The organism is Sorangium sp. So ce281 (genome assembly GCF_051527395.1).
GTDB classification, from domain to species: Bacteria; Myxococcota_A; Polyangia; order Polyangiales; family Polyangiaceae; genus Sorangium; species Sorangium cellulosum_B.
Genome location: NZ_CP150322.1, coordinates 9,977,486 through 9,998,161, shown reverse-complemented (window position 1 = coordinate 9,998,161; position 20,676 = coordinate 9,977,486). Strand labels below are relative to the sequence as shown.

The window sequence follows — 20,676 nt, the reverse complement described above, 5'->3', positions numbered from 1 at the left end:
CCGCGCCGCGCTCCGGTAAAATCAAGCTCCCGCTCCGCCGCGCGCCGGGCTAGGCCACGGCACGGTGTCGGACTTATTGAACCCGTCTCAACGTGCGGCCGTCGAGCACGAGCTCGGGCCAATGCTGGTGCTCGCCGGCGCAGGTTCCGGCAAGACGCGTGTGGTGACCACGCGGATCGCCCGCCTGCTCGATCGCGGCATCCCGGCGCGCTCCATGTTGGCGATGACCTTCACCAACAAGGCCGCCGCCGAGATGCACGAGCGCGTCGGCAAGCTCGTCGGCTCCAAGGTCGCGCGCGAGCTCAAGGTCTGCACCTTCCACCGCTTCGGGCTCGACGTGCTCGGCGCGGAGACCCGCGCCCTCGGCCTGCGCGGCGGCTCCTTCGCCATCTTCGACCAGTCCGACGCCCTGGGGGTCATCCGCGAGATCCTCCGCGAGCTCCGCGCCGGCAAGAGCTACGACGTCAGCGCGATCCTCTCGCGCATCTCGAACGCCAAGAACGCGTTCCTCGACGCCGAGACCTGGGCCGAGGCGCAGCGGCAGGGCAAGGGCATCGACGAGTACGACGAGATCTCGATGCTCGTGTACCCGCGCTACATGGCGGCGCTGCGCTCGTTCCAGGCGTTCGACTTCGACGACCTCATCTGCGAGGTGGTCCGCCTCTGGCAGGCGCGCGCCGACGTCCTCGAGCGCTGGCGGATGCGCTACCGCTTCGTGATCGTCGACGAGTACCAGGACACGAACCGCGCCCAGCTGGAGCTCCTGCGCCTGCTCTGCGGCGAGCACCGCAACGTGGTGGTCGTCGGCGACGACGACCAGTCGATCTACGCCTGGCGCGGCGCCGACGTGCGCAACATCCTCGATTTCGAGGAGCACTTCTCGGGCGCGAAGGTCGTCAAGCTCGAGCACAACTACCGCTCCCGCAAGCCGATCCTCGACGTCGCGAACGCGGTGCTCGCCAAGTCCGGCGCCCGGCGGCACAAGAAGTCGCTCATCGCCACCCGGGTGGAGGGCGACAAGGTGCGGTCCATCATCTGCGTGGACCCCGACGTCGAGGCGAGCTTCGTGGCCACGGAGGCGCAGCGCCTCCTGGAGCGGGAGGCCGCGCGGCCGAAGGACATCGCCGTGCTGTACCGCTCGAACCTCCAGGCGGCCGCGATCGAGTCGGCCCTCAAGGAGCGGCAGATCCCGATCCGGATGATCGGCGGCCAGCAGTTCTTCGAGCGCAAGGAGGTCAAGGACCTCATCGCCTACCTCCGCGTCGCGCTCAACCCGGGCGACGAGATGTGCCTGCGGCGCATCCTGAACTACCCGGCGCGGGGCATCGGCGACGTCGCGGTGGCCAAGCTCGGCGCCTACGCGACGGCGCACGACGCGTCGCTCTGGACGGCGGTGTCGCGGCCGCACGCCGTCCACGAGCTGACCGCCGCCGCGATCGAGGGCTGCCGCCAGCTGCTCCGGATCATCGAGGCCACGCGCGCGCGGTTCGAGCGCGGCGAGCCCTCCGCGGAGGTCGCCCGCGCGCTCCTCGCCGACGCCGGCTTCAAGGAAGACATCATGGCCGGCTCGTCCACGGCCAACGCCGCGGCGCGCCGCTGGGGCAACATCGAGGGCCTGCTCAACGTCTTCGCGCGCCGCGACGAGAAGGGGAAGGGGGACCGCGCGAGCTTCGCCGAGTTCCTGCGGCTGCTCGCCCTGCGGCAGGACTCGGAGGAAGAGGAGGCCACCGATCGGGTGACGCTCACCACGATGCACGGCGCGAAGGGGCTCGAGTTCCCGTACGTGTTCGTGATCGGCCTGGAGGAGGGGCTGATGCCTCACCAGCGCAGCCTCGACGAGCGCGCCACGGACGCCGCGCCGAGCGGCGCGGAGGGCGGCGACACGGGCGGCCACAGCATCGAGGAGGAGCGGCGGCTCTTCTACGTCGCGGTCACGCGGGCCCGCGATCGGCTCTACCTCACGCGGGCGAAGCACCGCGGCTCGCGCGGCAAGATGGTGCCGAGGACGCCGAGCCGGTTCATGCTCGAGATCCCCCCCGAGCTCCTCGAGGAGCGCGAGGAGCTCGCGCCGGTCGCCCCGGGGATGGAGAAGGTGAAGGCGGGCGCGGCCGGCGTGCTGGCCGCGCTGTCGATGAACCCGTTCGCCGGAGATCCCCCCCTCATCCCGCGCCGTCGCACCTGAGCGCGGCGCGGGACGGCGGGGGCTCGGTCAGAGGGCGCCCTCGGCGGCCGCGAAGCCGGCGCGGGTGATCTCCTGCACGCCCTTGCGCGTGACGAAGTCGCGGAAGCTCTCGCCCTCGGCGCGGCCGGCCATGTAGAAGCGCGCGATCGCGGCGATGACCTTGGGTGTCTCCTCCTCGGGGATGCGGCCGTCGAGGCGCTCGCCGATGCGAGCGTTCGGGCCGCAGCCGCCGCCCACGCGGAGCGAGTAGTGCGGGCGCTCGACGCCGTCCTTGCCCTTCACCATCAGGCCCGTCATCCCGATGTCCGCGACGTGGTGCTGACCGCACGAGTTCGGGCACCCCGAGATCTTGATGTCGAACTCGCCGAGCGTGCTGACGAAGTCGTCGGCCTCCTGGCGGCTGCCGTTCGGCACCAGGTGATCCCGGATGCGCGCGCCGACCTCCATGCTCTTCGTGATGGCGAGCGTGCAGTAATCGCCGCCCGGGCAGGTCACCACGTCGGTGATGTGCCCCGAGTCCGCCTCGGCGAGGCCGATCTGCGAGAGCTCGCGGTGCAGGTTGAGCAGCTGCCCCTCCGGCACCCAGCGCAGCACGAAGTTCTGGGTGTTCGTCGCCCGCACCTCGCCGTTGCTGTAGCGCCGCGAGAGGTCGGCCAGGCGCCTCAGCTGCTCGCTCGTGATGTCGCCGAGCGGCAGCTTGACCGTCGCCACCCGGTAGCCGGTCTGCTTCTGCGCGATCGTGTTGGTCCGCTTCCAGCGCGCGAACGCGCCGTCGCCGAGCGTCTCCCGCAGCGGCGTGAGCGGGGGCGGAGCGTTCTCCCGGTACCCGGCCACCTGCTCCGCCAGCTCGGCCGCGAGCGCATCGCCGCGCTCCGCCTTGATGCGAGCGAACTCCTCGTCGAGCCTGCGCAGGAACTCGGCCTCGCCGATCTTGCGCAGCAGGAACTTGAGGCGCGCCTTCTTCCGGTTCTTCCGCTCTCCGTCGCGGTGGAACACGCTCACCACGGCCTCGCACATCGGCAGCAGATCGGACTCCGGGATGAACTCCTTCCAGAGGTGCGCGATCTCGGGCGTCGAGCCGAGCGAGCCGGCCACGTAGACCGTGAAGCCGCGCCCGCGGTCGCCGATCTTCGCGAGCAGACCGACGTCGTTGATCATGATCTGCGCGTGATCGCGCGCGCTCCCCGAGAAGGCCACCTTGAACTTCCGCGGTAGCCGCCGGTTGTGCTCGTGGAAGAGGAAATGCTCGGTGACCGCGAGCGCATAAGGCGTCACGTCGAACACCTCGTCCTCGACCACGCCAGCGAGGTGGGACGCGGTGATGTTGCGCAGCGTGTCCGCGCACGCGCCGACCGTCGTCACCCCCGCGCGCGCGAGCACGTGTTGCAGGTCGATCGTCTCCTCGATCTCCAGGTAGTGGAGCTGGATGTCCTGGCGGGTCGTGACGTGCGCTAGCCCGCGCCCCCACCGCTCCGTGACTTCCGCGAGGGCTTCCAGCTGCGCAGCCGTGAGCTGTCCTCCAGGAATCTTGATCCGCTGCATGTGCTTCACGTGCGCGAGCTGCGCATAGACACCCATGGCCAGCCGTAGAGGACGGAACTGGTCGGGGGTCAGCTCACCACGTTTGAATTTGGCGACGTTCTCGGCGTGTACGTCGATGGCCGCCGCAAGGCGCTCGACTCGTTGCGACATAACCGATGGTATTCCCTATATTTCCGACGCGTCAAGTGCGACAATTATCACCGCCGGTTCCACGAGGTATCCAGCCCCCAGCACCATGAAGACCGCTCTGCCGAACTCGACCGAAGCCGTGCACGCGGGCGTGCTCCGCCAGCGCCCCTCCCACACCCTCGCGCCTGCGATCGCGCAAACGGCGACCTACACCTTTGCGAACACGGCGGACCTCGAGCGCTATTTCGCGGGAGGCGACGCGGATCCCGAGCGCCAGGAGTACGGCCGTTACGGCAACCCCACCGTGCGCGAGGTCGAGCAGCGCGTCGCGGCGCTCGACCGCGCGGAGGACGCCCTGCTCTTCGCGAGCGGGATGGCGGCGGTGACGACCACGGCGTTCGCGCTCCTCAAGGCGGGCGACCACGTCATCCTGTTCCGCGACGTGTACCGCCGCACGCGGCAGTTCGTGATCAACGTGCTCTCGCGGCTCGGCGTCGAGCACACGCTGATCGACCCGGGCGCGTTCGATCAGCTCGAGGCGGCCATCCGGCCGCGCACCCGCTTCGCGCTCAGCGAGTCGCCGACGAACCCTTACCTCCACTGTATCGACCTGGCCCGCTTCGCCGAGATCTGCAAGAAGGCGCGGGTGAAGACGGTCGTCGACGCGACGTTCGCGACCCCCTTCAACTCCGACCCGATCGGCCGTGGCATCGACCTCGTGGTCCACAGCGCCAGCAAGTACCTGTCCGGCCACAACGACGTCCTGGGCGGCGCGGTCTCCGGCTCGAGCGCGCTGATCTCGCTGATCCGCGACATGCGGAGCGTCCTCGGGAGCATCATGGATCCCCACGCCGCGGCGCTGATCGGGCGCGGGATGAAGACGCTCGCGCTCCGCGTCGAGCGGCAGAACGCGACCGGGCTCGCCGTGGCGCGCGCGCTCGAGGCGCACCCCGCGGTGGAGCGGGTGTTCTACCCGGGGCTCCCGTCGCACCCGGATCACAAGGTCGCGGCCGAGCAGATGCGCGGCTTCGGCGGCGTCGTGAGCTTCACCGTGCGCGGCGGGCGAGAGGCGGCGTCGCGCGTCGTGGACGGCGCGCGCATCGCCGCGATCGCCCCGAGCTTCGGCGGCGTGGAGACGCTCATCGAGCAGCCCTGCATCATGAGCTTCCACGAGCTGAGCGACGAGCAGCTCGCGGCGATCGGCATCTCCCCCGCGCTGATCCGCCTGTCGGTCGGCATCGAGGAGACCGAGGACGTCGTGAGGGACGTCCTTAGCGCGCTCGACGCGCTCGGCGGGGCCTAGCCCCCGAGCTTCTTCAGCTTCCGCTGCAGCGTCCGCCGGTCGATCCCGAGCAGCTTCGCCGCGGTGGCCACCACGCCGCCCGACTCCCGGAGCGCGGCGCGGATCGCCTCGCGCTCCAGATCGTCGAGCTTCAGGCTCCCCGGCGGCGGCGTCGGCGCCGTCGAGGCCGAGGGCGGGGGCCGCTGGCGATCCCGGAGGCTCGCGGCCTCGCGCAGCAGCTTGTCCGCGTCGACGGGCTTGCTGAGCAGCGTGTCGGCGCCCTCGCGCATCGCCGCCACCGCGAGCGGGATGTCCCCGAACCCGGTCAGCATCACGATCGCCGCCTCGGGCTGCAGCTTGCGGTACTTGGCGAGCGCGCTGAGCCCGTCGCCGCGCGGCATGCGGTAGTCGATGACCACGAGGTCCACCGGCTCGTACTCGAGCGCCACGAGCCCCTCGTCGATCGTCGCCGCCGTCCTCGCCACGACCCCGCGGCGGCGCAGCGCGCCCTGCAGGGTGGTGCGGAACGCGTCGTCGTCGTCCACGAGGAGCGCCGTCTCGATCCGTCGCGTCATCTTCACCTCAGGCGGCCCCGGAGCGCTTCAGCGCGCCGGGGAGATCCGCGTCCATGGGGTCCGTGCTCCCGTCGAGGCGGAGGCGCAAGGTCGCCTTCGCGCCGCCGGTCTCGACGCTCTCCATGCGCAGCACCGCGTTCATGCGGGAGGCCATCATCGAGCTGATGTAGAGCCCGAGCCCCATGCCACCCTGCTCCATCTTCGTCGTCTGGAACGGCTCCCCGAGCCGCCCGGCGATGTCGGGGTTGAGCCCCGGCCCGCTGTCGGAGACCGAGATCTCGCAGACGTCGCCGCGCTCGACGACGCTCACCTCGATCCGCTGCTCGGCCGAGTCGGCCGTCGCCTCGGCGGCGTTGGCGAGCAGGTTGACGAGCACCTGGCAGAGCGCCGGCCGCAGCACGTCCGCCTGCACCGGCCGCGGGGTGTCGAACGCGAGCGCGCCGCGGTAGCCGAGCCGCGCGAGCTCGACCTTCGCCAGGTCGCGCACGAAGCGGGTGAGCTCCAGCGGCTCCATCCGCTGATCGAGCCGGATCTGGCCGCGCATCAGCCCGATGATGTCGCTCGCGCGCCGCGCCTCGCCGGCCACGGTCTCGGCCATGCGCGCCGCGTCCTCGGAGCCCGTCTCGCGGGCCACGTCGACGAGGTCCTTGCTCGCGAGGAGGATCGTCGCGAGCGGCGTGCTGAGCTCGTGCGACATCCCGCCGACCATGCGCCCGAGCATCGCCAGCCGCTCGTTCCGCTGGCTCTGCTGCCGGAGCTCCTCGAGCCTGTGCGCGTAGACGACGACGAAGAAGCCGAGGAACAGCGTCAGCGACGTGAGCGACACGAGGTCGCCGAGCCGCCGGATGCGCTCGCCGCCGAGCGGCGCCGCGTCGAGCGGCAGCGGCGTCGCGTACGTGAGCACGGCGATGGCGGCCAGCGTCAACAGGCCCACGAGCACGGTCGTGCGCCGCGGGCAGAGGAGGCCGGAGAGGGCGATGTGGAAGGCGAGGAAGACGGCGAAGGGGTTCGCCAGCCCGCCCGAGAACCAGAGCATCCAGGCGTTGGCGATCACGTCGCCCACGAGCTGGGCGCGCGCGTGATCCTGCGCGGGCTCGCGCGCCGAGGGCTCGCCCCCGTCCGGCCGGCGCGCGCGCCGGACCCGGAAGGTCCAGGCGACGTTGGCCGCCGCGATCGCGGCGATGCCGACGACCAGCGGAGCGAGCCCGAGGTCGGGGACGAGCTTCCTGCCCGCGACCGTGGTCGCGATCATCCCCGCGATCGCCCCCCACCGCAGCTGGATCAGCCACCTGTCGGCGGTGTCCCAGGACGGGGGCTTCGGCCCGGAGAGCAGGATCGCGAGCCGCCGGCGCGCCGCAGGGGGCGCGCTGCTCTTGGCGGGGTCGTGCCCTGCGTCAAGCGACCATGGCTGGAAGGAGGAGTGCATCCGCGCGGACAGGGGGGCTTTCCAGGGCGCGGTCGAGGCGTCCGGCGTCCATCCCGGAGCAGCCTTCCGACGTCGCCTTGTATCCGCTCCCTTGTACCGCGCACGGAAGCCGCGAGCACGCGCGAGGTGCGCCCCCGGCCCACATCCGGGGGGCATCAGGAAAAACCCCAGTGAATCCCGTGACTTGAAATTGTTGGCTGGCTTACGTTCGACCTCGCGCCGACGGGGCGCTCGGCCCCGGGCCGGTCACTTGGCCTCTTCGGCTCCGTTGCCGTGCGCGCCGTGCGCGCCGCGCGCGGGCGGCGGCGGCGCCTTGTGCGCCCGCTTCATCCTCCAGTCGTCGGCGGCGCGCTTGCCGTCGAACGGCGCCTTGATGTCCGCCGGCCGCTCGGCCTCGATCGCTTCGGCTCGGCCGCGGTTGGCCGTGTCGAACATGGTGAAGCCGATGAAGATCCCCAGGAAGATGAGCGACGACGCGAAGATCAGGGTGTGGAACTTATGGTCCCACTTGAGGTGCATGAAGATGAGCGCCACGACGCCCGCCTTCATCGTCGCGATGAGGATCGCGATCGCCAGGTTGGCCGCGCCGAGGTCGACGTAGCTCGCGCCCACGGTGACGATCGTGAGCACGAGCAGCGCGAGCCACGTGGCGATGTAGATCTTGAGCGGCAGGACGTGAGGCACGTGGTCTGCGCCGTGGCCATGGCCGTGCCCGTGCGCGCCAGCTGTTTCTGCGTGTGTCGACATGCTGTCCTCTAGTCCTCAGCCCACCAGGTAGAGCAGGGGGAAGAGATAGATCCAGATGAGGTCGACGAGGTGCCAGTACAGCCCCACCCCTTCGACCGGCGAGTAGTAACGGCTCGAGAACTCACCCCGCCGGTTGCGGATGAGGATCCACGTGATGAGCCCCATCCCGAGCACGACGTGGATGCCGTGGATGCCCGTCATCATGAAGTAGACGGCGAAGAAGATCCCCGCGTGGGCCGTCGTGAACCCCTCGGCCGTGAAGTACTTCCCGGGCAGGAGGCCGTCGTGGAACTTGTGCTGGTACTCGAAATACTTGATGACGAGGAAGGTGGCGGCGCAGAGCAGGGTGATGACGAGCAGCCGGGTGGTGTTCTTCTGGTCGCTCTTCTGCGCTGACCGGACCGCGAGCGCCATCGTCAGGCTGGAGCAGATGAGCACCACCGTGTTGACGCCGCCCATCACCTTGTCCAGGTGGTGGTGAGCTTCCACGAAGGAGTCGAAGAACCAGGTCCTGAAGACGGCGAACGCGCAGAACATCCCCCCGAAGAGGAGGATCTCGGTCACGAGGAAGAGCCAGATGCCCATCCTGCCGGCGTCGAACTGCGTATCCGCGGAATCGAAATGGTGAGCGACGTGGAAGTTGCGGGACAGGATCGGGCCTGCCTTGTTCGGCCGCTCGACGGCCTCGGCGTGCGCGCTCATGCGTCCTCCGTGTTGAAGTCGTATGCGCCCTTCGTCACGACCGGGGTGCGGACGAAGTTCTCGGTGATCGGCGGGGAGGCGGTGGTCCACTCGAGGCTGAGCCCGCCCCAGGGGTTCGCCGGCGCCGGAGCGCCGGAGCGCAGCGACTGGATGAAGTAGATGATCATCAGCAGGAACCCGGCGCCCAGGATCCACGAGCCCACGGTCGAGAAGGCGTGCAGCGGCTGGAACTGGTCGAGGTAGTTGTAGTAGCGGCGCGGCATCCCGCGGCTACCCAGGATGAACTGCGAGAAGAACGTGACGTTGAAGCCGATGAAGACGAGCGCGCAGGAGATCGCGGCGAGCTTCTCGGAGTACATCTTCCCGGTGATCTTGGGCCACCAGTGGTGGAGCCCGCCGAGGAAGGCGATGACCGTGCCGCCGACCATCACGTAGTGGAAGTGCGCGACCACGAAGTACGTGTCGTGCAGGTGCAGGTCGACGCTGAGCATGCCGAGGAAGATGCCGGTGAGCCCGCCGATCGAGAAGAGGATGAGGAACGAGAGCGCGTAGAGCATCGGCGTCTTGAAGCTGATCGACCCGCGCCACAGCGTCGCCAGCCAGTTGAAGATCTTCACCCCGCTCGGGATGGCCACGATGAAGGTCAGGAACGAGAAGATGATCGCCGCGTACTCGCTCTGGCCGGACGTGAACATGTGGTGGCCCCACACGAGGAAGCCGACCAGCGCGATGGCGATGCTGGAGAAGGCGACCGCCTTGTAGCCGAAGACGTGGCGCCGCGAGTGGACGGCGATGAGCTCGCTGATGATGCCCATTCCCGGCAGGATCATGATGTAGACGGCCGGGTGGCTGTAGAACCAGAAGAAGTGCTGGTAGAGCACCGGGTCGCCGCCGAGCGCCGGGTTGAAGATCCCGATGCCGAACGCGCGCTCCGCGATGAGCAGGAGGAGGGTGATGCCGAGGACCGGCGTCGCGAGGATCTGGACGACGCTCGTCGCGTAGAGCGACCAGAGCATGAGCGGCATCTTGTACCAGCCCATCCCAGGCGCCCGGAGCTTGTGCAGCGTGACGATGAAGTTCAGCCCCGTGAGGATGCTGGAAAAGCCGAGGATGAAGACGCCGAACGTGACGCTCAGGACCGAGGTCGTGGTCGTCGTGCTCGAATACGGGACGTAGAACGTCCAGCCGGTGTCGATGCCGCCCGTGATCAGCGAGGAGAGCGTGAAGAGGGCGCCGATCCAGTAGAGGTACAGGCTGAGGAGGTTCAGCTTGGGGAAGGCGACGTCCTTGGCGCCGATCATGATCGGCAGGAGGAAGTTGCCGAGCGCCCCGGGGATGGACGGGATGATGAACAGGAACGTCATCACCGCGCCGTGGAGCGTGAACATCTGGTTGTACATGTTCGCGCTCATGATCGTCGCCTTCGGCGTCAGGAGCTCGAGCCGGAGGAGGAGCGCGAACAGCCCGCCCATCAGGAAGGCGGTGAAGGTGCTGGCGAGGTACATAAGGCCGATCCGCTTGTGATCGACCGTGGTGAGCCACGACATGACCCCGCTCTGGGCACGGATGTAGTCGGTTCCGTGGCCGGCGGCGGGCGCCGTGTTGACGTCAAGGGTGGTTACGGTCTGCGACATGACTGCTTCTCCCCGGCGCTCACTTCACCGTCTTCAGGTAAGCGATGAGCGCGTCCACTTCTTTGTCCTTGAGGAGCCCCTTGAACACCGGCATCACCGGCGGGTACCCGCGCACGACCTGGCCGGTCGGGTTGAACAGGCTCTCGCGGAAGTAGTTCTCGTCCGCGATGACCTTCGAGCCGTCCGTGAGCTCCTCCTCGCGGCCGAAGAGCCCCTTCAGGGACGGGCCCTGGACGCGCGTGCCGTCGAGCGAGTGGCAGGTCGCGCAGCTCCGCTTGACGAAGAGCGCCTTGCCGAGCTCCTCGGGCGGGAGATCGCTGTTGTTGTTGCCCTCGAGCCACTTCTCGAAGTCGGACTGCTCCAGCACCTTGACGGTGGCGAGCATGTCCGAGTGGCCGGTGCCGCAGTACTCCGTGCAGAGCAGCACGGTCTCGGTCGTCTCCGTCGCCTCGAACCAGGCCGTCGTGTACGAGCCCGGGACCACGTCCTGCTTGATCCGGAACTCCGGGACGAAGAAGCTGTGGACGATGTCCTTCGAGCTCATGATGAGCCGCACCGGGCGCCCCCGCGGCACGGCGAGCTCGTTGATCGTCGTCGTCCCGTCGGGGTAGGTGAACGTCCACAGGTACATCTCCCCCGTGACGTTGATCTCGTAGGACTCGGCCGGCGCCACCGATGCGTGCACGTAGCCGCGCAAGCCAACGAAGAAGAGCGAGACGACGATGGCGACCGGGATCACCGTCCACACGACCTCGATCGCCGCGTTGTGCGTAATGGTGCTCGTCTTGTCCCGCTCCGTCCGCCGCCGGTACTTGATGGCGAACAGCACGACCGCCCCGGCAACCAGGGCGAAGAAGAACACGGCGACCCAATAAGCCGCAGCCCAGCCGGCGTCGACGTGCTCTGCAAGCGTCGAGCCCGGGCGGGGCAGCCAGAAGGAGCCGAGATCGATCGGGTTTTTCATCACCATAGTTGTGGCTCCGCCACCTTGTGTCCTAGGAAGCCTTGTTTGCGCGCGCCCGTATGTGGGAGCGCTCCATCCGCCAGAAGCGGATGAGCCAGAGCCCGAGCAGCGCGACGCAGGCGGCGCCGGACGCCTTCATCAGGCGCTGGGTCGCCAGGACGTACCCTCGGGCGTTGGGATCATAATGGAAACAGAACAACAGCACGCGATCCCACGCGCTCCCGACCTGCCCGCTGCCCGCTTCGCGCAGCGCGAGGTTGAAGTTCTTCTGTGGAAACGTGATGCCGTAAAGCGTCCGCGACAGGCGTCCGTCAGGGGTGAAGACGAACGCGCCTGCTGCGTGGGCGTACTGCTTGGTCGTCTCGTCCCACCGGTAGCCGAAGCCCACAGCGTCTGCGAGGGCGCGCACCGACCGCTCGTCCCCGACGAGGAAGTCGAAGCCGTCGCCGGCGACCGGCCTGCCGTAGGCCTCGACGTAGTTCGCCCTCTTCTTGCGCGCAGCTTCGGGCGTGTCGCGCGGGTCGAAGCTCACGACGAGGGCGCGGTACTCCTTGCCCGCGGTCCAGTCGCCCCCCTTCATGGCCTGCAGCACGCCGTTGAGGACCAGCGAGCACAGCATCGGGCACTCGTAGTAGGCGAGCAGCAGGACGAGGGGCTTGTCTCCCGCCGCGTATCGCCCCAGCTCGACCTCCTGCCCCGACTGGTCCCGGAGCTTGAGGTCGCGCGGGAGCAGGGCGCCTGGCCGCTCCACGATGTCGGCCCCGGTGAGCTCCGGCGGGACGGCGGTGTCCGCCGCCCGCGCGATCCGCGCCGGGGTGACCGTGGCCACCACGAGCGCGAGAACGGCGAGCAGGGCAGACAGCGGGCGGGACATCACTGCTCCGGAGCGGGGGTCGCCGGGGCTGCGGGCTTGGACGCCGCGCCTGCAGGCGCGGCGGGCTTGGCGTCCGCAGGCTTTTCGGGCTTCACGGCGTCGGCGGGCTTGGCCGTCTCGGCGGGCTTCGCGGGCGTGGCCGTCTCGGCAGGCTTGGCGGCGTCCGAGGGCTTCGCCGCGTCCTTGTCGCCCGGCTTCGCTGCGTCCTCGCCCTTCGACGGCTCGCCGGCGGCGCCCTCGGCGGGCTTCGCCGCGCCGTCCGCGGGCTGCGCGCCCTCGATCGTCGCGGCGGGAGCGGCCGCGCTCCTCACGCGCTTCTCCTGGTAGTCCTTCAGGGTGAGCGCGACGGCCTGATCGATCGGGATGCGGACGACGCCCTTCTTCTCGTCCGCCCACTGGTAGCGGCTGAGCCGCTCCTTCTCCGTGGCCCGCAGGCTGCGGAGCGCGCTGTTCGGCGGCTCGAGCACCTTTCTCGAGATCTCCCGCTCCATCGTCGACTTGAAGATCTCGTTGACGAAGAGCACGGTCACCACGATCGAGAGCAGCGTGGCGATCACGATCACGAAGATGAGCGAGTTGTTCGGTCGATCCACCTCGGCATGGGCCTCGGCGTGATCGGTCGCTGTGTTGTCGGTCGCTTCGCTCATGGCCGGCTCCTTACGGGTTGTCGATCCGAGCCGCTTCGGCAAGGTGAGGGTCGTTCAGGGGATACAGCGGGCTCTTGGCCGCCTGGAGCGCGAGCATCCACGCTCCCACGCCCAGCGGGCCGAGCAAGCCGGCGAGGTCGATCCAGCTCAGGTGCGCGCCGTGGTGATCCACGTTCGGCATGACGAGCCAGTAGAGGTCGACGTAGTGCATCACGAGGAGGAGCACCGAAGACGCGCCGAGCACGAGCGGGCTCCGCTTCGCGTGCCGCGAGAGGAGGACGAGGAACGGAACGACGAAGTGCCCGAACAGCAAGGCCAGGCTCACGACCTTCCACGAGCCCTCCCAGCGGTGCTGGTAGAAGATCGTCTCCTCCGGGATGTTCGCGTACCAGATCAGGATGAACTGCGAGAACGCGATGTAGGCCCAGAAGATCGTGAAGCCGAAGAGCAGCTTGCCGATGTCGTGCTGGCGCTCGACGTTGCTCACCTTGCGCAGGAGCCCCGCCTTGTGGAGCGCGATCGTGATCAGCGCGAGCGCCGAGAGGGAGCTCGTGGTCGCGCCGGCGAACACGTAGACGCCGAAGATCGTCGAGTACCAGTGCGGGTCGATGCTCATCAGCCAGTCGAACGCCGCGAACGAGATGGTCAGGGCGAAGACGATGACGGCCGGGGCCGCCCCGGCGCGCATCCTCGCGGTGGGCCGGAAATCGGCGCTCTTGTCCTGCGCGCGGGAGGTCTTGATGAACCAGAGCGCGAGGCCCGCCCACGCCGCGAGGAACACCGCCGCGCGGATGTAGAAGAAGGTCGGGTTCAGGTAGGGCGCCTTCTGGTGGAGCACATGATCGTTCGCCGCGTCGGGCCCCATCCAGTGATGGTAGATGTCGTGGGCGAGCACCGCGACCGGGAGGAAGAGCACGATGCAGGCGGGCAGGACGCCGCTCATCCACTCCATGTGGCGGCGCGCGGCCGCCGACCAGCGCGCGCGGGTCAGGTGCTGGATGATCACGAAGAACAGCGCGCCGAGCCCGATCGTCACGAGCCACGTGAAGCCGGTGAGGTACGAGAACGCAAAGCGCTTCGCGTCGGAGACCGCCGCCGCCGCCGAGAGCGCCACGCCGACGATCGCCAGCACCATGCTCCCCGAGACGAGCCGCTTCGCGACCGCCGGATCGAGGACCTTCGTGTCCTCGGCCAGAGCACTTCCGTGGGACTTCATGGAGTTCCGCTCTCCTTCGCGATGTTGCCCCGCTGGGCCTCGGGCACGTCGTCGACGCGCGCGTGCTGGCTGTGCTGCAGCACGCGCACCCACGTGACGATCGCCCACCGGTCCTTGACCGGGATCTGCTTCCGATAGGACGGCATGTTGCGCACGCCGTGCGTGATGACGTTGAAGATCTCGCCGTCGGGCAGGCCGAGGGCCCGGTCGGACGCGAGGTCGATGGGGGGCGGGTACCCGCGCTTCACCACCATGCCCTGGCCGCTCCCGCTCTGGTCGTGGCACGGCGCACAGTAGATGTTGAAGCGATCCTGGCCGCGCCGGATCACCGCCTCATCGACGGTGATGGGCGCGAACGCCAGGAACGTCTCGCCGTCCTTGCCGGTGCGGTAGGCCTCGCTCTCGTCGAGCGCTCCCTGGGCTACCGTGCCTTCGACGATCGGCCGCATCGCCCGCCCGTCGGGGAACAGGCGGGTGCCCTCCTCGGGCTGGAACTTGGGCTGCCAGTCCATGTCTCCGAAGATGTGGAGCGGCGGATCGCTGCTCGCCTGTCCGCGGCAGCCTGCCAGGACGACGAGGAGAGGAATGCACCAGCGCTTCACGAGGAGACCTCCCTGATGCCCTGGGCACCGAGGCGCTGGAGGAGGTTGCGCGTCTCCGTGGAATCGAACTTCGGGTCGCTCGCCTCGACGCTGATGAAGAAGGCGTCGTCGGTCGCCCGCGGGAACGAGGGGTGCGTCATGGTGGGGTGGAACAAGGTGGGCAGGCGCCCGAGCGCGAAGAGCCCGAAGAAGCACGTGAGCGCCGCGACGAGGACCGTGAGCTCGAAGAAGATGGGGATGAAGGCCTGGTACGAGAACGACGGCTTGCCGCTGATGATGAGCGGATAGTCGTAGTACTGGGTGTACCAGGCGAGCGCGATGGCGCCGGCGAGCCCCGCCGCCCCGCCGCCGAGCACGAGCCACGGCAGCGGAGACGGCTTGAGCCCCATCGCCTTCTCCAGCCCGTGCACGGGGAACGGCGTGTGCGCGTCGAAGCGGCTGTACCCGGCGTCCCGGAGCGCCTCGCACGCGTGGAAGATGTCCTTCGGGGTCGTGAAGTAGCCCATCACCCCGAACAGGGCCGACTCCCCGTCCGCCTCCTGCTCGGCCTTGCGCTCCAGCTTGCGCTCGATCGCGAGCGCGGCCTGCCCGTGCGGCCCGCTCTCGCGGGGCTCGTCGTACTCCGCGTCGTCCTCGGGCACGTGGCCCTGCGGCTTGATGTCGGGCTGGCTGTCGCGCGCGGGGTCCTTGAGCGCCCGTGCCTCCTCGGCCGAGGCAGGCTTCCCGGAGCGCTTCTGGCGTCGGGCATCGCTGTTACGCTGCATGATGAGCCTCGTCGTTGCTGTGCGAGCCGTGAGGATCGGCCGCCGCCGTGACCCCCTTCACCTCGCTGATCGCGACCATCGGCATGTAGCGGACGAACAGCAGGAAGAGCGTGAAGAAGAGGCCGAACGAACCGAAGAAGGTCGAGATGTCCCAGATGGTCGGGCGGAAGTAGGTCCAGCTCGAGGGGAGGAAGTCGCGGTGGAGGCTCGTCACGATGATGACGAAGCGCTCGAACCACATCCCGATGTTGACCAGGAGCGAGAGGATGAACATCGCCGGGATGCTGGTGCGCACCTTCTTGAACCAGAAGAGCTGCGGGAAGATCACGTTGCAGCTCACCATGGTCCAGTAGGCCCAGGCGTACGGGCCCAGGATGCGGTTCCGGAAGGCGAACTGCTCGTAGCCGTTGCCGCTGTACCAGGCGATGAAGAGCTCCATCCCGTACGCGTAACCGACCATGGTGCCGGTCGCGAGGATGACCTTGTTCATGTTCTCGAGGTGCCGCATCGTGATGAGCCCCTCGAGACCGAACGCCTTGCGCGCGAACACCATCAGCGTGACGACCATCGCGAACCCGCTGAAGATGGCGCCGGCGACGAAGTACGGCGGGAAGATCGTCGTGTGCCAGCCGGGGATGATCGAGACGGCGAAGTCGAACGACACGATCGTGTGCACGCTGAGCACGAGCGGCGTCGAGAGCCCGGCGAAGATCAGGTAGGCCTTCTCGTAGTGGAGCCAGTGGCGGTGCGAGCCGCGCCAGCCGAGGCTGAGGATCCCGAAGACGATCTGCTTCGTCCGGGTCGTGGCCCGGTCGCGCATCGTGGCGAGATCAGGGATGAGCCCGACGAACCAGAAGAGGGTCGAGACCGTCGCGTACGTCGAGACGGCGAACACGTCCCAGAGCAGCGGGCTCTTGAAGTTCGGCCAGAGGCTCATCTGGTTCGGGATCGGGAACAGCCAGTGGGCGAACCAGATCCGGCCCAGGTGGGCCACCGGGTAGATGGCGGCGCACGCGACCGCGAAGATCGTCATCGCCTCCGCGGCGCGGTTGATGCTCGTCCTCCACTTCTGGCGGAAGAGGAAGAGGATGGCGCTGATCAGCGTGCCGGCGTGGCCGATACCGACCCAGAACACGAAGCCGGTGATGTCCCACGCCCAGTTGACCGTGGTGTTCAGCCCCCAGATACCGATACCGGTCCCGACGAGGTGAACGAGCGAGCCGGCGAGGATGAAGAGGATGCTGATGGCAAGGCACAGCAGGACGAGCCACCCGGGGGGGCGCTTGCTGAGGACGATGCCCGAGATCTTGTCGGTGAGAGAGCGGAAGTCGTCCTTCCCCTGCACGAGCGGCGCCTCGTCCAAGAGGGCGGCGCGGTCCGAGAGCCGGGGGTGATCGACCTGGAGGGGTGCTGTGGCGCTCATGCGTCGGCGAGCTCCGGGTTCTTGTTGCGGATCTTGGCGAGGTAGGTGACCCGCGGCTTGGTGTTGATCTCGTCCAGCAATCTGTAACCGCGCGGGCTAGCGGACGTGGCGGCCACCTGGCTCTCGGGGTCGTCGAGGTCGCCGAAGACGATGGCCTGCGTCGGGCAAGCGCCCTGGCACGCGGTCACGATCTCGCCGTCCTTGATGTGCTCCCGCCCCTCTCGCTTGGCGTCGATCTTGGCGTGGTTGATCCGCTGCACGCAGAAGGTGCACTTCTCCATGACGCCCCGCGATCGAACGGTGACGTTGGGGTTGAACTGCATCTTCCGCTCCTCCGAGTCCGGCTGGCCGTACTCGAGGAAGTTGAAGCGGCGGACCTTGTAAGGGCAGTTGTTGGCGCAGTACTTCGTGCCGACGCACCGGTTGTACGCCATGTCGTTCAGCCCCTCGGGGCTGTGCGTCGTGGCGGCGACCGGGCAGACCTGCTCGCACGGCGCGTTCTCGCAGTGCTGGCAGGGGAGCGGCTGCGAGATGCTCTCCGGCTCGTTCGGGTCCGTGCCCTGGAAGTAGCGGTCGATCCGGAGCCAGTGCATCTCGCGGGTCTGCCGCACGCCGTCGGCGCCGACGACCGGGATGTTGTTCTCGGCCTGGCAGGCGACGACGCACGCGTTGCAGCCGAGGCAGGCGTTGAGGTCGATGGTCATGCCCCAGGCGTGCCCCTGCCGCCGGTTCGGCTCCTTGAACAGGCTGAGGAGCGGCGGCACGTGGACCTGCTTCTGGGCGAACGCCGCGTCCTTCTGGAACTCGGCGAGCGTCCCCTCCCGCGCGAGCGGGCGGCCCTCCATCACGAAGTGCTCCTGGGTGCGCGCGAGCTCGACGACCTCGCCGGTCTTCTCCAGCGAGAAGCCGCCGGCGAGCTCGAAGGCGTCGCTCTTCCGCAGCGGGGTCGTGTCGACGCCGACGCCATGGCCGACCCGGAGCCGCGCGCGCCGCCCCTGGCCGACGGTGATGCCCACCGAGTCGTCGGCCTGCCCCGGCGCGACGAGGACGGGGATCCGCACCGACGCGCCGCTGCCCGTCAGCGTCACGACGTCGCCGTCCTTCAGGCCGAGCCGCGCCGCCGTCGAGGGCGAGAGGTTCGCGGCGCTGCCCCAGGTGAGCTTCGTCATCGGGTGGGGCAGCTCCTGGAGCCACCCGTTGTTCGCGAACCGGCCGTCCCACGCGTGCACGTCGGGCCGGAAGGTCACCTCCAGGCCCTCGCCCACGGCGGGCGCGAACGCGCGCAGCGCCTCGATCGCGCCCTGCGCCGCGGCGGCCACCTGCTCGTCCGCGAACTGACTCCCCGCGACGAGCCCGTCGTGCAGCGCGCGGCGGAACTCGTCCTCGGTGCGCTTCGCGCCCTCGGCGGTCAGCCAGGTCGCCCGCACCAGCTCGTACGCCGTCCGCGAGCCGCCGAGCAGGAGCTCGATGACCTCGGCGTCGGTCCTGCCGCCGAAGAGCGGCGCGATGAGCGGCTGCGCGACGCTGGCCGTCCCGTCCTCCGCCCGCACGTCGCTCCACGACTCCAGCGGGTGGGCGCGGTTCATGTGCCATTTGGTGCGCTCGCTCGTCTCGTCGACGTGCGTCGAGACGTGCACGCTCGCGGGCACCTTGGCGAGCGCGTCGGCGAAGCGCGCGTCCGCGGGCGCGTCGAAGGCCGGGTTGCCGCCCAGGATGATCAGCGTCTCGACCTCGCCCTTCTCGATGGAGTGCGCGAGCTCGACGAGCGCCTCGGGGCCCTCGCGCGCGTCGTCGAAGGGCGCGACGAGCCGGACCGCCTTGCCCGTGTTGTCGAGCGCGAGGTTGATGAGGTGCACGAGCCCGTGGACCTCCTTCGGCAGCGAGCGCCCGGCCACGACAGCGCCCTGGCCCCGGTTGGCGGCGAGGTCGGCGGCGATGGCGGCGACGTGCCGGGTCGCCTTGGCGTCGAGCCCCTCCGATTTGCCCTCGAGCGCGTTGAGCAGCTGCGGGTCGAGCGCGACCCCGCGCTTGCCGAGCTCGGCCGCGAGGGCGAAGGCGAAGGCGGGGATCTTGCGGCTCTGGATGCGGAGCCGGTGATCCGCGGCCGCGCCGGTGATCGTGAAGGCGCTCTCGACGGCGTAGAGCCGGTTCATCGCCTTCGGGTCCTTGTCGACCGCGCGGCCCGCCGTGAACGCGCGCCCCTGCTTGAGCGGGCTGCCGTCGGAGGCGAACAGGTCGGCGTCGAGCGCGACGATCACGCGCGCCTTCGTCAGGTCGAGCGTGGTCTCGAGCGGCTTGCCGAACGCGAGCCGCGCGCCCTCACGCGCGGCGTCGCGCGAGAAGGGCTCGTACCGGACGACGCGCGCCTCCGGCAGCGTCTTGCGGAGATCGGCGAGGCGCGCGGCCAGCGTCGGCGACCGGTGCGCCTCGGTCAGGATCGTGAGCCCCTTGCCGCCGCGGCCGCGGAGCTTGTCGCCCTCGGTGCGGAGGAACGCCGCGGCGTCGTCCCAGGACTTTTCGTTCGCGCCCTCGCGCGGCGACTTGCTGCGATCGGGATCGTAGAGGTCGAGGACCGCGGCCTGGGTATAGAGGGTGGTGCCGCCGAGGCTCTCGGGGTGCTTCGGGTTGCCCTCGATCTTGGTGGGCCGCCCCTCGTGGCTCTCGACGATGACGCCGAATGCCGTGCCCATCATCGGCAGCGCCGTCGCGAAGAACAGCGGCTTGCCCGGGATGACCTCCTCCGGCGTCCGCGAGTACGGCAGGATCTGCTCGACGGGCCGGCGGCAGCCCACGAGGCCACCGAGCGCGAGCGACGCGCCCATGAGGCTCAGGAACGTGCGCCGCCCGACGCCCTCCGGCGGCTCGAACGCGGCCGGCGGGAACTCGCGCCCGAGCGCGTCGACGAAGTCGGGCGAGCCGGAGAGCTCGTCCAAGCTGCGCCAGTAGGTCTTTCCAGAGAGGTCCTGGGCGAGGGGGAGGGGAGTTCGTTTACTCATCGGTGGCACCCCGAGCAGTGAAGCGGCGCTTGCACCTGCCGCCCGGAGGAAGTGACCGCTGGCACGCGATCGTTGTAAGGCTCGTGGCTCGCGGGGATGCCGGCGCCCGCCATGGCGGCCGTCGCGGGTGCCATATCCATCTTGGTGACGTCCGCGGGATTGCGGAGGTGGGGCGCCGGATCGCGGTGGCAGTCCAGGCACCATCCCATCGAGAGCGGCTGGACCTGCCGGACCTTGTGCATCTGGTCCACGCGGCCGTGACAGCTCACGCAGCCGACCCCTGCGGCCAGGTGGGCCGAGTGGTCGAAATAGGCGTAGTCAGGAAGGTTGTGGACGCGCACCCAGGGGATGGGTTGATCCGTCGCCCAGCTCTCCTGCACGAGGAGGAGCTTGTCGCTGTCCCGCCGCACCTTGGCATGACAGTTCATGCACGTCTCGGTGGGGGGAACCGCGGCGAAGCTGGATACCTCTACTGTGCTGTGACAGTAGCGGCAGTCGATGCCGAGGTCGCCGGCGTGCAGCTTGTGGGAATAGTCAACCGGTTGATCCGGCTGATACCCGACCTCGAGATGTTTGTTGGTACCGTAGTACCAGAATCCGCCGATCACAGCGGTGCCGAGGGGCAGGACTCCGAAGAGCAGCCCCAGCGGAACCACTTTGTTGGCCCATCGTGGGAACAGGAACCGAGCCATAGGGTTGTGGTGGGCGTCGGAAGGACGCGCGGGCGCAGTTATGGCTTGCTGGCGGGGTGCGACAAGACGGCAAAGTGCCGCGTGACCGTGGCAGATTGCCGCTGTGGGTAATTGAGGCTCCACGCCGCGGCAGGTCGCCGCGGGGGTGCGGCAAGTTGCCGCGGGCGCAGGCGTCCGTCCTTACGATACGGGAACGAACTGGATGCGCCGCCGGATCGAAAAATTCTCGAAACGCCGGCGCCGGCCGGGGAACGTTCCGGGGAAGCCGGGGGAAGCCAG

Annotated in this window: 17 protein-coding genes; 2 read left to right on the top strand and 15 right to left on the bottom strand. The window is 69.0% G+C overall.

The annotated features are described in order from the left end of the window. Positions 1-64 precede the first annotated feature (64 nt). Complete coding sequence (locus WMF27_RS38175) at positions 65-2,182, top strand: ATP-dependent helicase (protein WP_437741959.1); 2,118 nt, start codon at positions 65-67, stop codon at positions 2,180-2,182. A gap of 27 nt (positions 2,183-2,209) precedes the next feature. Here the strand turns inward: WMF27_RS38175 and WMF27_RS38170 are convergent, their stop codons facing one another. Further along, positions 2,210-3,874, bottom strand: a complete 1,665-nt coding sequence (locus WMF27_RS38170) for a nitrite/sulfite reductase (protein ID WP_437763982.1) — start codon at positions 3,872-3,874, stop codon at positions 2,210-2,212. A gap of 85 nt (positions 3,875-3,959) precedes the next feature. On the opposite strand from WMF27_RS38170, the gene WMF27_RS38165 reads away from it, so the two are divergent. Continuing rightward, entirely contained in the window at positions 3,960-5,156 is a 1,197-nt protein-coding gene (locus tag WMF27_RS38165; RefSeq protein ID WP_437763983.1) for a trans-sulfuration enzyme family protein, read from the top strand. Here the strand turns inward: WMF27_RS38165 and WMF27_RS38160 are convergent. The 14 genes from WMF27_RS38160 to WMF27_RS38095 form a co-directional block, all read right to left on the bottom strand. After that, positions 5,153-5,710 (bottom strand): response regulator transcription factor, encoded by a 558-nt coding sequence (locus WMF27_RS38160; RefSeq protein ID WP_437763984.1) that lies wholly within the window; start codon positions 5,708-5,710, stop codon positions 5,153-5,155. The genes WMF27_RS38165 and WMF27_RS38160 overlap by 4 nt on opposite strands. A 7-nt stretch (positions 5,711-5,717) precedes the next feature. Then, positions 5,718-7,136, bottom strand: coding sequence for a sensor histidine kinase (locus WMF27_RS38155; protein ID WP_437763985.1), 1,419 nt, complete (start codon positions 7,134-7,136; stop codon positions 5,718-5,720). 246 nt (positions 7,137-7,382) lie between these two features. Next, positions 7,383-7,883 (bottom strand): cytochrome C oxidase subunit IV family protein, encoded by a 501-nt coding sequence (locus WMF27_RS38150; protein ID WP_437763986.1) that lies wholly within the window; start codon positions 7,881-7,883, stop codon positions 7,383-7,385. Positions 7,884-7,898: 15 nt separating this feature from the next. Next, positions 7,899-8,585, bottom strand: coding sequence for a cytochrome c oxidase subunit 3 family protein (locus WMF27_RS38145; protein WP_437763987.1), 687 nt, complete (start codon positions 8,583-8,585; stop codon positions 7,899-7,901). Further along, the gene (gene ctaD, locus WMF27_RS38140; RefSeq protein WP_437763988.1) at positions 8,582-10,219 is read right to left on the bottom strand and encodes a cytochrome c oxidase subunit I; all 1,638 of its coding nucleotides are present in this window, start codon (positions 10,217-10,219) and stop codon (positions 8,582-8,584) included. The genes WMF27_RS38145 and ctaD overlap by 4 nt, the downstream gene beginning before the upstream one ends. 19 nt (positions 10,220-10,238) lie before the next feature. Further along, a complete protein-coding gene (gene coxB / locus WMF27_RS38135) occupies positions 10,239-11,183 on the bottom strand; it encodes a cytochrome c oxidase subunit II (RefSeq protein WP_437763989.1) in 945 nt (314 codons plus the stop codon). A gap of 31 nt (positions 11,184-11,214) precedes the next feature. Next, positions 11,215-12,057, bottom strand: a complete 843-nt coding sequence (locus WMF27_RS38130; RefSeq protein ID WP_437763990.1) for an SCO family protein — start codon at positions 12,055-12,057, stop codon at positions 11,215-11,217. Next, positions 12,057-12,704, bottom strand: coding sequence for a hypothetical protein (locus tag WMF27_RS38125; RefSeq protein WP_437763991.1), 648 nt, complete (start codon positions 12,702-12,704; stop codon positions 12,057-12,059). Before WMF27_RS38125 ends, WMF27_RS38130 begins: the two co-directional genes overlap by 1 nt. 10 nt (positions 12,705-12,714) lie before the next feature. Beyond that, entirely contained in the window at positions 12,715-13,920 is a 1,206-nt protein-coding gene (locus WMF27_RS38120) for a hypothetical protein (protein ID WP_437763992.1), read from the bottom strand. Beyond that, the gene (locus WMF27_RS38115; protein WP_437763993.1) at positions 13,917-14,522 is read right to left on the bottom strand and encodes a c-type cytochrome; all 606 of its coding nucleotides are present in this window, start codon (positions 14,520-14,522) and stop codon (positions 13,917-13,919) included. The genes WMF27_RS38120 and WMF27_RS38115 overlap by 4 nt, the downstream gene beginning before the upstream one ends. After that, complete coding sequence (locus WMF27_RS38110; protein ID WP_437763994.1) at positions 14,519-15,286, bottom strand: DUF3341 domain-containing protein; 768 nt, start codon at positions 15,284-15,286, stop codon at positions 14,519-14,521. Before WMF27_RS38110 ends, WMF27_RS38115 begins: the two co-directional genes overlap by 4 nt. Next, complete coding sequence (gene nrfD, locus WMF27_RS38105; RefSeq protein WP_437763995.1) at positions 15,276-16,709, bottom strand: NrfD/PsrC family molybdoenzyme membrane anchor subunit; 1,434 nt, start codon at positions 16,707-16,709, stop codon at positions 15,276-15,278. Before nrfD ends, WMF27_RS38110 begins: the two co-directional genes overlap by 11 nt. Next, on the bottom strand, positions 16,706-19,705 hold the full coding sequence (locus WMF27_RS38100; protein WP_437763996.1) for a TAT-variant-translocated molybdopterin oxidoreductase: 3,000 nt from the start codon (positions 19,703-19,705) through the stop codon (positions 16,706-16,708). The genes nrfD and WMF27_RS38100 overlap by 4 nt, the downstream gene beginning before the upstream one ends. Further along, positions 19,702-20,133, bottom strand: coding sequence for a hypothetical protein (locus WMF27_RS38095; RefSeq protein ID WP_437763997.1), 432 nt, complete (start codon positions 20,131-20,133; stop codon positions 19,702-19,704). Before WMF27_RS38095 ends, WMF27_RS38100 begins: the two co-directional genes overlap by 4 nt. Positions 20,134-20,676 lie beyond the last annotated feature (543 nt).

Bases quoted from the DNA above. Each gene is read 5' to 3' on its own strand.
- WMF27_RS38170 (WP_437763982.1), bottom strand. From the start codon at position 3,874: ATGTCGCAACGAGTCGAGCGCCTTGCGGCGGCCATCGACGTACACGCC.
- WMF27_RS38165 (WP_437763983.1), top strand. From the start codon at position 3,960: ATGAAGACCGCTCTGCCGAACTCGACCGAAGCCGTGCACGCGGGCGTG.
- WMF27_RS38160 (WP_437763984.1), bottom strand. From the start codon at position 5,710: ATGACGCGACGGATCGAGACGGCGCTCCTCGTGGACGACGACGACGCG.
- WMF27_RS38155 (WP_437763985.1), bottom strand. From the start codon at position 7,136: ATGCACTCCTCCTTCCAGCCATGGTCGCTTGACGCAGGGCACGACCCC.
- WMF27_RS38150 (WP_437763986.1), bottom strand. From the start codon at position 7,883: ATGTCGACACACGCAGAAACAGCTGGCGCGCACGGGCACGGCCATGGC.
- WMF27_RS38145 (WP_437763987.1), bottom strand. From the start codon at position 8,585: ATGAGCGCGCACGCCGAGGCCGTCGAGCGGCCGAACAAGGCAGGCCCG.
- ctaD (WP_437763988.1), bottom strand. From the start codon at position 10,219: ATGTCGCAGACCGTAACCACCCTTGACGTCAACACGGCGCCCGCCGCC.
- coxB (WP_437763989.1), bottom strand. From the start codon at position 11,183: ATGAAAAACCCGATCGATCTCGGCTCCTTCTGGCTGCCCCGCCCGGGC.
- WMF27_RS38130 (WP_437763990.1), bottom strand. From the start codon at position 12,057: ATGTCCCGCCCGCTGTCTGCCCTGCTCGCCGTTCTCGCGCTCGTGGTG.
- WMF27_RS38125 (WP_437763991.1), bottom strand. From the start codon at position 12,704: ATGAGCGAAGCGACCGACAACACAGCGACCGATCACGCCGAGGCCCAT.
- WMF27_RS38120 (WP_437763992.1), bottom strand. From the start codon at position 13,920: ATGAAGTCCCACGGAAGTGCTCTGGCCGAGGACACGAAGGTCCTCGAT.
- WMF27_RS38110 (WP_437763994.1), bottom strand. From the start codon at position 15,286: ATGCAGCGTAACAGCGATGCCCGACGCCAGAAGCGCTCCGGGAAGCCT.
- nrfD (WP_437763995.1), bottom strand. From the start codon at position 16,709: ATGAGCGCCACAGCACCCCTCCAGGTCGATCACCCCCGGCTCTCGGAC.
- WMF27_RS38100 (WP_437763996.1), bottom strand. From the start codon at position 19,705: ATGAGTAAACGAACTCCCCTCCCCCTCGCCCAGGACCTCTCTGGAAAG.
- WMF27_RS38095 (WP_437763997.1), bottom strand. From the start codon at position 20,133: ATGAACTGTCATGCCAAGGTGCGGCGGGACAGCGACAAGCTCCTCCTC.